General features: G+C 59.4%; 15 protein-coding genes and 1 pseudogene. 11 read left to right on the forward strand and 5 right to left on the reverse strand.

Translation table 11 applies throughout. The features are described from left to right. The first annotated feature begins 45 nt into the window (after positions 1-45). The 9 genes and pseudogenes from AC1MEE_RS01135 (at position 46) to AC1MEE_RS01175 (ending at position 7003) form a co-directional block, all read left to right on the forward strand. A complete protein-coding gene (locus tag AC1MEE_RS01135; RefSeq protein WP_480413364.1) occupies positions 46-987 on the forward strand; it encodes a fatty acid desaturase in 942 nt (313 codons plus the stop codon). 14 nt (positions 988-1001) lie between these two features. Then, the gene (locus AC1MEE_RS01140) at positions 1002-1805 is read left to right on the forward strand and encodes a phosphate/phosphite/phosphonate ABC transporter substrate-binding protein (RefSeq protein ID WP_480413366.1); all 804 of its coding nucleotides are present in this window, start codon (positions 1002-1004) and stop codon (positions 1803-1805) included. A gap of 798 nt (positions 1806-2603) precedes the next feature. Continuing rightward, the gene (locus tag AC1MEE_RS01145; protein ID WP_480410955.1) at positions 2604-3938 is read left to right on the forward strand and encodes an IS110 family RNA-guided transposase; all 1335 of its coding nucleotides are present in this window, start codon (positions 2604-2606) and stop codon (positions 3936-3938) included. A 326-nt stretch (positions 3939-4264) separates the two neighbouring features. Beyond that, positions 4265-4765, forward strand: coding sequence for a sigma-70 family RNA polymerase sigma factor (locus tag AC1MEE_RS01150; RefSeq protein WP_480413369.1), 501 nt, complete (start codon positions 4265-4267; stop codon positions 4763-4765). A gap of 66 nt (positions 4766-4831) precedes the next feature. After that, positions 4832-5133 (forward strand): annotated as a pseudogene (locus tag AC1MEE_RS01155) (glycine betaine ABC transporter substrate-binding protein); the annotation flags it as partial. A gap of 48 nt (positions 5134-5181) precedes the next feature. Further along, positions 5182-5325: a hypothetical protein gene (locus AC1MEE_RS01160; RefSeq protein ID WP_480416121.1), complete on the forward strand. Its 144-nt coding sequence runs from the start codon at positions 5182-5184 to the stop codon at positions 5323-5325. Between the two features lie 101 nt (positions 5326-5426). Beyond that, positions 5427-5984, forward strand: coding sequence for a GNAT family N-acetyltransferase (locus tag AC1MEE_RS01165; protein WP_480413371.1), 558 nt, complete (start codon positions 5427-5429; stop codon positions 5982-5984). Then, positions 5981-6484, forward strand: a complete 504-nt coding sequence (locus AC1MEE_RS01170; RefSeq protein WP_480413373.1) for a hypothetical protein — start codon at positions 5981-5983, stop codon at positions 6482-6484. Before AC1MEE_RS01165 ends, AC1MEE_RS01170 begins: the two co-directional genes overlap by 4 nt. Positions 6485-6565: 81 nt before the next feature. Beyond that, positions 6566-7003 carry a nucleoside deaminase gene (locus AC1MEE_RS01175; RefSeq protein ID WP_480413375.1) on the forward strand — a complete coding sequence of 146 codons (438 nt, stop codon included), beginning with the start codon at positions 6566-6568 and terminating at the stop codon, positions 7001-7003. 51 nt (positions 7004-7054) lie between these two features. On the opposite strand, the gene AC1MEE_RS01180 is transcribed toward AC1MEE_RS01175, so the two are convergent. After that, positions 7055-8038: a diaminopimelate epimerase gene (locus tag AC1MEE_RS01180; RefSeq protein WP_480413377.1), complete on the reverse strand. Its 984-nt coding sequence runs from the start codon at positions 8036-8038 to the stop codon at positions 7055-7057. Positions 8039-8156: 118 nt separating this feature from the next. On the opposite strand from AC1MEE_RS01180, the gene AC1MEE_RS01185 reads away from it, so the two are divergent. Next, positions 8157-8744 carry a LysE family translocator gene (locus AC1MEE_RS01185; protein ID WP_480413379.1) on the forward strand — a complete coding sequence of 196 codons (588 nt, stop codon included), beginning with the start codon at positions 8157-8159 and terminating at the stop codon, positions 8742-8744. A gap of 5 nt (positions 8745-8749) precedes the next feature. Here AC1MEE_RS01185 and AC1MEE_RS01190 read toward each other — a convergent pair whose 3' ends face one another. From AC1MEE_RS01190 to AC1MEE_RS01200, 3 genes are read right to left on the reverse strand one after another with little or no spacing between them, the layout of a single operon-like run. After that, complete coding sequence (locus tag AC1MEE_RS01190; RefSeq protein ID WP_480413382.1) at positions 8750-9580, reverse strand: AraC family transcriptional regulator; 831 nt, start codon at positions 9578-9580, stop codon at positions 8750-8752. After that, a complete protein-coding gene (locus AC1MEE_RS01195) occupies positions 9580-9714 on the reverse strand; it encodes a hypothetical protein (RefSeq protein ID WP_480413384.1) in 135 nt (44 codons plus the stop codon). Before AC1MEE_RS01195 ends, AC1MEE_RS01190 begins: the two co-directional genes overlap by 1 nt. 12 nt (positions 9715-9726) lie before the next feature. Beyond that, positions 9727-10674, reverse strand: coding sequence for a GlxA family transcriptional regulator (locus AC1MEE_RS01200; protein ID WP_480413386.1), 948 nt, complete (start codon positions 10672-10674; stop codon positions 9727-9729). 124 nt (positions 10675-10798) lie between these two features. On the opposite strand from AC1MEE_RS01200, the gene AC1MEE_RS01205 reads away from it, so the two are divergent. After that, positions 10799-11608 carry an SDR family NAD(P)-dependent oxidoreductase gene (locus AC1MEE_RS01205; RefSeq protein WP_480413388.1) on the forward strand — a complete coding sequence of 270 codons (810 nt, stop codon included), beginning with the start codon at positions 10799-10801 and terminating at the stop codon, positions 11606-11608. Between the two features lie 55 nt (positions 11609-11663). On the opposite strand, the gene AC1MEE_RS01210 is transcribed toward AC1MEE_RS01205, so the two are convergent. Beyond that, complete coding sequence (locus AC1MEE_RS01210; protein ID WP_480413390.1) at positions 11664-12269, reverse strand: LysE family translocator; 606 nt, start codon at positions 12267-12269, stop codon at positions 11664-11666. Positions 12270-12275: the final 6 nt, after the last annotated feature.

Raw genomic sequence — 12275 nt, forward strand, 5'->3', positions numbered from 1 at the left:
AGTCATCTTTTTCGACTGATCCGACCATGACGTGGGAACTGTTCAATGCCCAATTACCTCGATGATGCCCAGCGCGACGAAGTGCTGCGTCTGGGTCAAAGCTTTACCGGTCATAGCGAATGGCCGACCTGGTTACTGCTGATGGGGGTTTATTCGGGATGGTTCGGGCTGTTGCTCGCCAGTCGCTGGTTGGGCGTTTGGCCGACCACGTTGTTGATGATTCCTCTGTTGGTGCTGTGGATGTCGCTGCAGCACGAGTTGCTCCACGGCCATCCGACACGCTGGTTGTGGCTGAACAAAGCGTTTGGCTATGCGCCGTTCGCGGTCTGGTATCCGTACTCGCTGTATCGCGACACCCACCTGGCCCATCACCGCGATGAAGACTTGACGCTGCCGGGCCTCGATCCGGAAAGCCGCTACCTCAGCCAGCACCATTGGCAGCAGACGTCCCCGACCCTCCGAACCCTGCGCTGGCTGGATAAAACCTTGCCCGGCCGGTTACTGCTCGGCGCGCCACTGGCCTTGATGGTGCTCGTTCGCGATGGGTTTGAGAGCCTGCGCCGGGGCGAGCGTCAAGCCTGGCTGATGTGGCTGACCCATGGCGCCTTCAGCGTGCTGATGTTCTGGTTTATCGCGGGTTACAGCGCCGTGCCGGTCTGGCATTACCTGCTGTTGATCACGCTGCCGGCGCTGTCGGTAGCGATGGTCCGTTCCTATTACGAACACCGCCCTACCGAACGCCCTGAACAGCGGACGGTGATCAACGAAGCAGCATGGCCCTGGCGCTGGCTGTTCCTGCATTTGAACCTGCATCTGGTGCACCACGACTTGCCCGGTCTGCCCTGGTATTACCTGCCCAGGGTCTATCAGGCCCGGCGCGAACAATGGGTGGCCCGCAGCGGTGGTTTTCTGGTGCAAGGATATGGTGAACTGTTCCGCCGGCATAGCCTGAGCCCTGTCGACAGCCCGCAGCACCCATACGCCTGACTTGGAACTCGAGCATGACCCACGGCTTTGCAGCGTTACTGATGTACGTCGCTCCGGATCGGCTGCGTGGAGCCAATGAAGCCTGGCTGACACGAATTCTCCAACGGCTCGGCGTCGCCCGGGACAACGCCGAAGGCCTGGCGCTGATGCCACTGTGGCTGTCGCCGGATCTTCTGTTAAGCCAAACCTGTGGTTACCCGTTGATGACCGCGCTGCGCGGCAAGGTGCGGTTGATCGGTCGTCCGGTTTACGATTTGCCGCACAGCACCGAAGGCAATCATTGCAGCCTGCTGCTGACCCGCAGCCAAGACCCGCGCACTCAGCTCGGGGAGTTCCGTGGCAGCCATGGTCTGATCAATAACGAGGACTCCAATTCCGGCATGAATCTGCTGCGTCATCGTCTGGCGTCGTTGCAGCGTGACGGGCGATTTTTCTCAAAGGTGTCGCTGACTGGCGGTCATCGCGAGAGCCTGCGCTGGCTGCGCGAGGGGCGTGGGGATCTGGCGGCTATCGACAGTGTCACCTACGCCTACCTGGCCCGTGATGCCAGTGACGAGATCGCCGGTCTGCGCATCGTCGCCCACAGCGCCATCAGTCCGAGCCTGCCCTATATCGGCGCCGCCTCCCTGGATGCCGCACAGGCCGAGCGAATTCGTGAAGCAATGAATCACGCGCTTGAGGACCTGCCCCATGTCGCCGCCACGCTGGCGATCCGTGAAGTACTGCCTGTCCGTGAAGAGGACTATCACGTCCTGCTCGATTACCAGCGCGAAGCCGAAGAGAACGGGTTGCCTCAGTTGCTGCCCGATCCTCAGTAGGAGATTTCTGTTGTCTGGCTGCAATCCTGTGAGAGATTCTATGTTCCCAGACAAGTTGTTCGAGGATTGCCCAAATCCTGTGGGAGGGCCCGCCCCGTCTTCGACGCCGCGCTGTCGCGCAGCAAACACGGGCTCGATTCTGCCCGGAGGGCGTAGGAGCTGACTTGTCTGCGATAAGGGCCGAAGGACCTTCCAGCGGTGGTGAATCACTATTTTTGCCAGCGCTTCGCACTGGATCGCAGACAAGTCAGCTCCTATGGAATTAGCGTCAGGCTGAAAATTCCATAAAATATACTCTTTATTTTTCAACGGCTTATAGGTTGTTTGATGGGAGGCCTCGCCGCGTCTTCGACGCCGCGCTGTCGCGCAGCAAACTTGGTGTTGGGTTCACCCTGAATCCCCGTGGGAGCGAATTCATTCGCGAAGGCGTCGGCACATCCAGCATCGTCGGCGCCTGATAGACCGTATTCGCGAATAAATTCGCTCCCACAGTTGATCCCGCATTCCAAAAAATAATCTTTTAAACCCAATGGTTTACAGGTTGTTTGATGGGAGGCCTCGCCGCGTCTTCGACGCCGCGCTGTCGCGCAGCAAACTGGGGCACGTCGTAGAATCGAAGCGCGCGCGGGGACCAAGACCGTAGCCATCACTGGTGTGTACGCACCCGCATGGGAGAGTGGTCCGCACGGTATCGGCGTGGAGTCGTTGTCGGCACAGCAAGCTGTGACCACGTATGAGAGAGTGAATCCATTCGCCACCGTGCTCCCCGCGCGCCCCTCAATCCTGCGAGGAATTGTCATGGCGCGCAAGAACCAGCAGAAACGTTTTGAAGTGGTTCACCCTCATTGTGCGGGTATCGATATTGGCAGTCGCGAGCATTGGGTGGGGGTCAACCCCGACCAGAGCGACACCCCTGTCCGCTCGTTTAAAACGTTCACCGACGAGTTGCTCGCATTAGCCGATTGGCTCGAAGCGTTGAAGATCAATGTCGTGGCCATGGAGGCAACCGGGGTCTACTGGATACCGCTGTTTGAAATCCTCGATGCACGGGGCTTCGAGGTGTATTTGGTGAACTCCCGCGCCACCCGCCAGACCTCCGGGCGCAAATCCGATGTGCTGGACTGCCAGTGGATTTGGCAGCTCATGACCCACGGCTTGCTCAGAGGCGCCTTTCGGCCCGCCGACGACATTTGCTCGATGCGCTCTCTGGTTCGCCAGCGCGCAATGAAAGTTCGCGATCAGGCCAAGAGCGTCAATCGCATGCAGAAAGCCTTGACCCAGATGAACATCCAGCTAGCCACTGTCATCAGTGACATCACCGGCCTGACGGGCAAGAAAATCCTCAACGCGATCATCGGCGGCGAGCGTGATCCGTACGTATTGGCCGGTTTTCGAAACGGTCACATCAAGGCCGATCATGAAACCATTGCCCGCAGCCTGCGCGGTAACTGGCGAACCGAGCATCTGCATGCCCTGGCTCAGGAAATGGCGACGCATGATTTTCTGGAACAGCAAATTGCCGAATGCGATCAGGCCATCGCTCACGCCATTGATCGACTGCCGGTATTGAACGATGAACCTCTGCCGCCGGCCAAGACACTGCGCAGCCCGCACCGCTCGTCAGCCGAGCAAGCCCGTTTGCACCGTGCGCTGGGAAAAATAATGGGCGTTGATTTGACCGCTATTCCCACCATCGGCGTCGAAACCGCTTTGGCACTGGCGAGCGAAATCGGGCCTGATTTATCGCGATTTCCCACGCAACAACACTTCTGTTCCTGGCTCGGCCTGGCACCTGCGACCCGGATATCCGGCGGCAGGCAGCTGCCTGGTAGTCCGCCAAAGGTCTCGAATCGAGCCGCGCAGGCCTTGAAGCAGGCCGCGTCCAACGCGCGCAACGACAAGAGCTTCATCGGCGCCAGCCATCGAGCCCGGTTGGCGCGCATGGATACCGCGTGCGCCATCAAAGCCACCGCGCATCAACTGGCCCGCCTGATCTACGTCATGTTGACCAAAGGCCAACCCTACGTGGAGCGAGGTATGGAAGCCTATGAAGCCGAGAGTCGACACCGTCAACTGCGTGCCCTGGAACGCAAGGCACACAAGCTTGGGATGCAGTTAGTTATGGCCAAATAAAAGGCATAAAAAACAATGCGTTATTTTTTGTTTGATGAGAGCAGGCTTGCAACTACGCGTCCCGCTGCGAAGACAATGAATCAATCGCAGATATTTCCGCAGACCGCACGGGCCTCTTCGCAGGCAAGCCTGCTCCCCAGGATTTGTGCCCGACACAGATCCCCTGTGTGCGAATTCGCACGGGGATTTGCGTTTAATTCATTTTTTATGTGTTTTAGGAATATAAAAATACGGTTTAAGTATTTTTACTGAATAAGCCGCCTTGTTAGGATGGCGCCACCGGAACACCGGACATACCCAGTATCCAACCCACATCTGGAGCCCCCATGTCCGGCACCGAAAATACTCATGGCAACTATGTGGGCGGGCTGTTTCGTAGTCACTATGCGTGGCTGTGCGGCAGGCTGCGTCGACATCTCGACTCCAGCGCCAGCGCTGAAGACATCGCGGCAGACACATTCGTCCAGTTGCTGGCGTCGCCCGGCGTGGTGCCAATTCGTGAGCCGCGTGCGCTATTGACCACCATCGCCCAACGTTTGCTGTGCCAATTCTGGCGCCGTCGTGACCTGGAGCGCACTCATTCCAATGGCTTGCTGGACGACGTGGAACTGCACGAGCCTTCACCTGAAAAGCAGGTGCAAATGATCGAAGCCCTGCAAGCCATCGATCTGCGGCTCGACAGCCTGCCCACCAAGGTCAAGGCGACCTTCCTGCTGTCGCAGATCAACGGCCTGACCTATCCGCAAATCGCCGTCGAACTGGGCATCTGCCAACGCTCCGTCAGCGACTACATGGCCAAGGCTTTCACCCGCTGTCTGAACGCGTGACCGGCTACCTCGCCGGAACCACCCGTGCATTCAAAAACACACCACTCAAGTCACCAAGGGACGACCATGACTTCGATAAAACACCTACTGGGCAGCTCGCTATTGGCGTTGGGGGCCTTGCGCAACCGGCGCCTGCCACTGAAAAAGCTGCACCGATTCACTTCGGTGGCATCACCTGGGAAAGCGGCAGCCTGATCACCGAAATCCTGCGGCAAATTGTCGAAAAGGGTTACGGCTATCCGACCGATACCTTGCCAGGTAGCACCGTCAGCCTTGAAGCGGCGTTGGCCAAGGATGATGTGCAAGTCATCGGCGAAGAATGGGCCGGGCGCAGTCCGGCGTGGATCAAGGCCGAAAGTGAGGGCAAATACCCGGACCTTGTCGCGTTCTTCCAGAAGGTCGATCTGCCCATCGACTTGCTCAACCAGACCCTCGGTCAGATGAGTGAAAAACGCCTGGAACCGCGCCAGGTCGCGCAATCGTTTCTGCGTGAACATCCGGAAATATGGAAAACCTGGCTGCCGACTGATATCGCTACGCGGGTGACGGAGAGCCTGTAATGCGCTTGCCTGCGATCAACCGGGCTCGCAATCTGACCGACTGATGTGCGTAAATCCAACCCATGCTGTGACGGCTAACGGGCTTGGAGCACGAGGCACAGATGGGGCGGACAGGACTTCTTCTACAAACGGACAGACTGCTTATCCGCGAGTTGACGGTCGAGGATGTGCCGGCGCTCGCGTTGATTCTGGGCGATGTGCAGGTGATGCGGCACTCGGTGAGGGGTGTGCTCTCCGAGAAGGCGACGCGTGAGTTCGTGACAGAGTGCATTTTTTCCTACCAGGCCAATGACTTCGGTCCATGGGCAGTAGTCGAGAAGAGTTCGTCTGCCTTTATCGGCTTCTGCGGCCTGAACGCCGAGCCGGTGGAGGGTGTCGAGGAGGTAGAAGTCGGCTATCGGTTGGGTCGCGCGTACTGGGGCAGGGGGCTCGCCACCGAGGCAGCAAAAGCCACCCTGGGGTACGCGTTCGGCGCGTTGGGCATCGACTCGGTGATCGCGATTGTCGAGCCGGAAAATATTGCGTCGGTGAATGTGATCGAGAAGCTAGGCTTCAACACGTTCATCCACAGCCAATACCATCGGCGCGGGGTCAAAATCTATCGCATGACTCGGCAACGTTGGGATGCGCTCATCGCAACTCCCGGGGAAGCGACATGACAAGGAATCGTAAATCGGTATCGCTCACCGCGTGCAATGTGCTGTTCACGTTGCTCGCCATGTTGCTGCTAGAGGTGCCGCGCAGCGCCCTGGCTACCGAGAGCAGTGACAGCGCCCTTGCGTTCGTCCAGCAGCGCCACCTTGGAGACAGCCTGGCCTGGCTGGGTTTTCAGGTCGCTTCACGCACCGTGACGTTCACTGGCATCGTGAAGGCCGTTGGCAAAGTCCAGGCGCAATCCATCGTGCAGGATGAGCTACAACGTTTGCAGCCCAGCTATCAGGAGCAATGGAACCGCAACCTGGCCGCGGCCTACGCCGAGTCCTTCACCCCAAGTGAGTTGCACGAACTGAATGAGGGCAATAGCCCGCCGGAGTTGGCCAACAAATTCCGCGCCAAACAGAAAGACGTCGGGATGAGCATGAAATCCAAATCCGCCGAGCTGCTGAAAACCTTCGTTGCAAATGCGCTGCTCAATGCGCAAAACAAAGTCATCCATTAGTCAGCGAGGCGACAGGCTGACCACACGCGCCGACAATGTGCCTCAGCGCTTTTTTCATCTCTTCAGACGGCAGGGAAAACCATGGACCCATTTATGCAAGCGGCGATAGAAGAAGCTCAACTGGGGCTGGCCGAGGGTGGCATCCCGATTGGCTCAGTGATTGTGCACAACGGCCAGATCATTGGTCGTGGGCATAACCGGCGGGTGCAGGAGGGCAGTGCGATCAAGCACGGTGAGATGGACGCGTTCGAGAACGCAGGACGTCAGTCAGCGCGTACGTATCAGGAGTCAGTGCTTTACACCACGCTGTCACCCTGTGCGATGTGCAGTGGTGCGATCCTGTTGTACGGCATTCCGAAAATCGTGGTCGGCGAAAATCAGACCTTTATGGGCGAGGAACAATTGCTGCGCTCGCGGGGTGTACAGGTCGACGTGGTACAGGATCAGACCTGCATCGAGCTGATGCGCGGCTTTATCGCGAGCAAGCCTGAACTGTGGAATGAGGATATCGGCGAGTAAGCCGACGGGCAGCGTGCCCCCTCGGCGAGAGGGCACGTCGTCCATCATTTGTCAGGTCCGCCGCGCAGTGCCGAACAACAACACCTGTTGCAGCGTGCCTTCATGTTCGACGAGTCGCACGGGTGCGGTGCCGCCGGGCATGACCACTTCAATGAGTCCTGCGTTCACCAGCCCGACCTGCCATGCCGCACTCGCGACGGCACTGGCGCTGGTGCCTGAAGAGGCCGTAGGGCCTTCGCCGCGTTCGAATACCCGCGCGATGATTCGGCTGGCAGATTCCACGTAGGCCCACTGCAGGTTGACGCCCGCAGGGCATGGCTCACCGCCGACGAAGGCGATCTGTGTCAGCGCTGTGTGCAAGTCTGCGGCGTGAAGCTGCTCGAAAGACGGCAGCGCGTCGGCGCTCGACACCAGTGTCACGGCATGGGGATTACCGATCCGCACAAAAACGCTGCGCGTCCAGGCGGGGCTCAGTTGCGCCAGGCGCTGAACGCGGCTCACAGCATGTCCGTTCAAATCCACCTGTTCTAACCCAGTGGCCTGGGCACCCACCGCTGCTGGCCCGAACCCAGGTGTGCCCAGATCCAGCCAGAATCCTGAGACACCCTCGATGGTCGCGGTTTCGACGTGCGTTGCAACCGGCGTGGGCGCATCGCGCTTGTCGTGGTGCACCCTCAAGGTAAAACCCGATTCGCTGTGCACCTGCCCGCCATCGGTCAACGCCTGGGAGAAGATGGTCAGGCCATTGCCACTGCGTTCGGCCAGCGTGCCATCGGTGTTGACGATCAGCAGGTCATAGGGCGGCGCATTCTGGAATGGGCCGATCAACAGACCGTCCGAGCGATGTACTTTGGCGCCGTCGGGCCGCTTGCCCTCGGGCCAGTTGCACAGCGCATCAATCGCCGCCGGTGCCCAGGTCGCCCGCGTAATGGCGGCCTGTTCGGCGCTGTCCGGCAGGTCGATACCCAATACCTGTAGCGCTTGCGGCGTGGTCACCGCGTAGATATTTCCACGCGCATCGTAGAGCTGCGTCATTCATCAATCCCGGAATCAATCGTGGCACAGGGTCATTTTGTTCAATAACTACGCCCGCTCAGTCTTTACCTTCGGACGCAGATCCAACCACCCTCCTTAACAAGAACGAAGGTATTAGATGAGCCTGCTTATTTCCATGGCCGCGTTCGCGCTGGCGTCTTCTATTTCGCCGGGGCCAGTGAATCTTGTGGCGTTGAGTACAGGCGCGCAGTTCGGGTTTCGCGCCAGTCTGCGGCATGTCAGTGGTGCGACGCTGGGCTTCACGGTGTTGCTGCTGTTGATCGGTCTCGGTTTGCATGAACTGTCGAGCCAGTGGCCGTTTCTGACCCAGGTCATACAGTGGGCGGGTGTGGCTTTTCTGCTGTTCCTGGCCTACAAACTGGCGGTGGATAACGGCAGGCTGGGGGCCGGGAAGCAGATCAAAGGCCCGTCGTTCCTCTATGGTGCGGCGATGCAGTGGCTCAACCCCAAGGCGTGGCTGGCATCGCTGGCGGGCATGGGCGCGTATGCGGCCAACGGTGCTGATCTGCTGGTCTGGCAATTTGCGGCGGTGTACTTCGTGGTCTGCTACGGCTCGATTGCCTGCTGGGCCTATGCAGGCACTTATCTGCGCAGTTATTTGCAGGTGCCTGCGCGCGTGCAGTTGTTCAATCGTGCGATGGCGTTGTTATTGGCCGGCAGCGCGGTGTACCTGCTGGTCGCTTGAAACCGTCAGCCTCGATATTGTCTCGGTGTGGCGGCATGGAAACGTTTGAACGCCCGCTGAAAATGCGCCTGATCGGCGAAGCCCGCTTCGAGGGCAACATCCGCGATCCGGTGGCCCAGCTTGAGTTGTGACCGGCCGAATTGCAGGCGGCGGTTGATCAGATACGCGTGGGGCGTCATCCCGTAGTGCTGCTTGAACGCACGGATCAGATAAGACGCCGACAGATCCGCCGCGGTGCAGATGTCTTCCAGACTCAATGAGCGCGTGCAGTGCTCGCTGATGAAGTCGGCCGCACGTTTGAGTTTGAGGTTCGAGTCTTTCGCCTGGGCCGGAGCAGGGTTGAGTGTCTGCTGCACCTGGGTGAAAAAGTCGATGGCGGCGCTGTGCTTGTGCAGCGTGTCGGCCTGCGGGGCGATGAGCGTGGCATACAGGTGATTGAGCCCCGCATACAGCGCAGGCACGGTGCTCATGATGGCCGAAAACGCCCTGAAATCCTGATTCTGGCTAAAGCCCAGTTCATGTTGGAGACGCGTCAGCCACGGGACATCCACGTACATCATCCGATAAGACCATGGCTGATCATCCAGCGGATTGCAGGCATGAACCTCTTCCGGGTTCATCAGCACCACCACGCCGGCAGTAATGCGCTCTTGCGCGTGTCCGTTCAGGTAAGTGCTGCGCCCGCCGGTGACAGCACCGATGGAAAAGGTTTCATGGGCGTGCCGGGCATAACAGATCTGCCGCCCATCCTGAATCGAGCGGGCTTCAATAAACGGCAGGTTTTCATCACGCCAGAACTGTGGGCCTGCAGCGTCTTCCTTTACGGCGTCTTCCATCACACATTCACCTCGGGCTCATCAGGATCACGATCCATGCCGGCCACTGTAAACGCGTTCTGTCGATTCGGCTCGGAAATCGCCGAACAGTTTGCGCGGGTGACCTCATCGCTGGAAGCGGGCACGACGTTCACCGTCAGCCTTCCTCAAGCGCGGGTTGCCCGCTGGATGGCTTGCGGGGGCTGACCGAACGCCCGAATAAAGGCGCGACGCATGCGCTCGCGATCACCGAAACCGGTATTGCGCGCCACGACATCAATGGAGTGTCGACCGGCTTCCATCATCAGCCGTGCCGACTCGACGCGCAGTCGTTCGATGGCTTTGGCCGGTGATTGCCCGGTCTCGGCATGAAACACGCGACTGAATTGTCGGGGGCTCAAGTGCGCAGCTTCGGCCAGTTCCTCTACTGACAGTTCGGATTGCAGGTTCTGCTTGGCGTAGGCCAGCGCTGTCTGGATACGATCGGATTTGGGCTCGAGTTCCAGCATCACTGAAAACTGCGATTGCCCACCGGCGCGGCGGTGATAGACCACCAGTTTTCTGGCAATGCTGCGCGCGATCTCGGCACCCAGATCCTGTTCCACCAGGGCGAGGGCCAGATCGACCCCCGCGCTCGCGCCAGCCGATGTCCAGACCGGACCATCGACGATAAAAATGCGATCTTCCTCCAGCGTCACGTTTGGATACGCCTGCTGAAGCGCTCGCGCATGAAACCAATGGGTGGTCGCGCGACGGCCGTCGAGCAAGCCGGCTTCGGCCAGCACGAAGGCTCCAGTGCATACCGAGCTGATTCGGCGGGTATGGGGGCCGGCTTCGCGCACGTAGTCGACTATCCGCGGCGAAACCGGTGCGACAAAGTTATCGCCCAGGACAATCAACGTATCGAACGGGCGTGAGTCGAAAGGCTGGGTGTCGACCCCGAACCCCGATGATGTCAGGACCGGCCCGCCGTTTTCGGACAGCAGGCTGACGTCATAGGTGGGCTCGCCGGTGACGATATTGGCAAATTCGAACACGGTCGCCACAGCCAGGCCCAACACTTGAAAACCGGGGTAAAGAATAATTCCGATGCGCTGATTGTCGGGGCTTTTCATGGGCGTTCCTGAATGACCGGTAATGACCTAAAAAGTGGTGTTTATGACATTGAGGTCATAATATTACACGCCTATTCTCTTCTTCATAGCGCCGGCAATCAGCTGGCGACACTGAGGAACAAACATGAGTAATCCATCGCACAAGGGCACAGCCCTGGTTACTGGCGCCTCCTCAGGGATCGGCGCGATCTACGCCGAACGCCTGGCACAGCGTGGCTACGATCTGATTCTGGTCGCCCGTCAGCAGGAACGCCTGAATGCACTGGCCACTCGTCTAAGGCATGAAAGCGGTCGCTCGGTCGGCGTTGTGGCGGCGGATCTGGGCGTTACTGAAGACTTGCGCCGGGTCGAAGGCATCTTGAACAGCGACGCAAGCATCAGCATGCTGGTCAACAATGCCGGGGTTGGCGCGACCGCAGGGTTGTTGGAGTCCGATTCGGACAAGATGGATGCAATGATCACGCTCAATGTCATCAGCCTGAGCCGCCTCGCCCGAGCAGCAGCCCGCGGCTTTGTGGCCCGAGGCACCGGAACGTTGATCAATATTGCCTCGATTGTCGCCATCGCCCCTGAAGTGCTGAACGGCGTGTATGGCGGAACCAAGGCCTTCGTCCTGGCGTTCAGCCAATCGCTGCACCATGAACTCAAGGACAAAGGCGTGCGGGTTCAAGTCGTGTTGCCGGGCGCAACGCGAACTGAGTTTTGGGACATCGCCGGTCTGCCCGCCGAACACCTACCGCAAAACATCCTCATGAGCGCCGAAGACATGGTCGACGCTGCGCTGGCCGGGCTCGATCAAGGAGAACTGGTGACCATTCCGTCCCTGCCGGATGTCGCTGACTGGCAGGCCTTTGAATCGGCGCGCCAACAGCTGGGGCCGAACCTGTCGTTGAGCAAGCCGGCGCCGCGCTACAAGGTGGCAGGTTCACGCTGATTCCGGCATCTGAGTGATATGCCCGCTTGCGCTGACTGCGTTCATGGAGCTCCACTCAAACCACCAAGGTCAACCATGTCGACGCCAGTAACAGTAGCGCCATCACCTGATTGAAGCGTTTCATGCCAGCAGCCGATGTGCAGATCTTCGTTGCGCTGGCGCCCAGGTATGCCCAGGCGCTCATGCAAGGGATGGCGATCAGGAAGAACGCCAGCGACAGGTAGACCACCCGCAGTGTGCGATCGGCATCGGTGCCGGCGAATACGCTGACCACTGCCAGCGCCATCATCCAGGTCTTGGGGTTGACCAGTTGCAGGCTGGCGCCGCCGATCAGCCCCAGGCTCGGGCCGGAAAGTGCGCTGTCCTGCGGATCGATAGCGGTCGCCGGGCTGCTGAAAATCTGCCACGCCAGATACGTCAGCCAAACGATGCCAATCCACGACATGGCCGTCTGCACGCGGTGATAACGGCCCATAATATCACCCAGCCCCATGCCCACCAGCAACACAATGGCGGCCGCCCCGGCGCAGGCACCGAATACGATCGGCAATACGGCCGCCATGCCGTGACGAGAGCTGTTGGTCAGCACCAGGATATTGGTCGGGCCGGGGGTGATGGAAGCGACGAAGGCGAACAGCATGAAGGGTAAATACGGGTCCATGGCACA

It is taken from the genome of Pseudomonas sp. ASL3, from assembly GCF_056680425.1.

Bases quoted from the DNA above. Each gene is read 5' to 3' on its own strand.
- AC1MEE_RS01135 (WP_480413364.1), top strand. From the start codon at position 46: ATGCCCAATTACCTCGATGATGCCCAGCGCGACGAAGTGCTGCGTCTG.
- AC1MEE_RS01140 (WP_480413366.1), top strand. From the start codon at position 1,002: ATGACCCACGGCTTTGCAGCGTTACTGATGTACGTCGCTCCGGATCGG.
- AC1MEE_RS01145 (WP_480410955.1), top strand. From the start codon at position 2,604: ATGGCGCGCAAGAACCAGCAGAAACGTTTTGAAGTGGTTCACCCTCAT.
- AC1MEE_RS01150 (WP_480413369.1), top strand. From the start codon at position 4,265: ATGTCCGGCACCGAAAATACTCATGGCAACTATGTGGGCGGGCTGTTT.
- AC1MEE_RS01165 (WP_480413371.1), top strand. From the start codon at position 5,427: ATGGGGCGGACAGGACTTCTTCTACAAACGGACAGACTGCTTATCCGC.
- AC1MEE_RS01170 (WP_480413373.1), top strand. From the start codon at position 5,981: ATGACAAGGAATCGTAAATCGGTATCGCTCACCGCGTGCAATGTGCTG.
- AC1MEE_RS01175 (WP_480413375.1), top strand. From the start codon at position 6,566: ATGGACCCATTTATGCAAGCGGCGATAGAAGAAGCTCAACTGGGGCTG.
- AC1MEE_RS01180 (WP_480413377.1), bottom strand. From the start codon at position 8,038: ATGACGCAGCTCTACGATGCGCGTGGAAATATCTACGCGGTGACCACG.
- AC1MEE_RS01185 (WP_480413379.1), top strand. From the start codon at position 8,157: ATGAGCCTGCTTATTTCCATGGCCGCGTTCGCGCTGGCGTCTTCTATT.
- AC1MEE_RS01190 (WP_480413382.1), bottom strand. From the start codon at position 9,580: ATGGAAGACGCCGTAAAGGAAGACGCTGCAGGCCCACAGTTCTGGCGT.
- AC1MEE_RS01200 (WP_480413386.1), bottom strand. From the start codon at position 10,674: ATGAAAAGCCCCGACAATCAGCGCATCGGAATTATTCTTTACCCCGGT.
- AC1MEE_RS01205 (WP_480413388.1), top strand. From the start codon at position 10,799: ATGAGTAATCCATCGCACAAGGGCACAGCCCTGGTTACTGGCGCCTCC.
- AC1MEE_RS01210 (WP_480413390.1), bottom strand. From the start codon at position 12,269: ATGGACCCGTATTTACCCTTCATGCTGTTCGCCTTCGTCGCTTCCATC.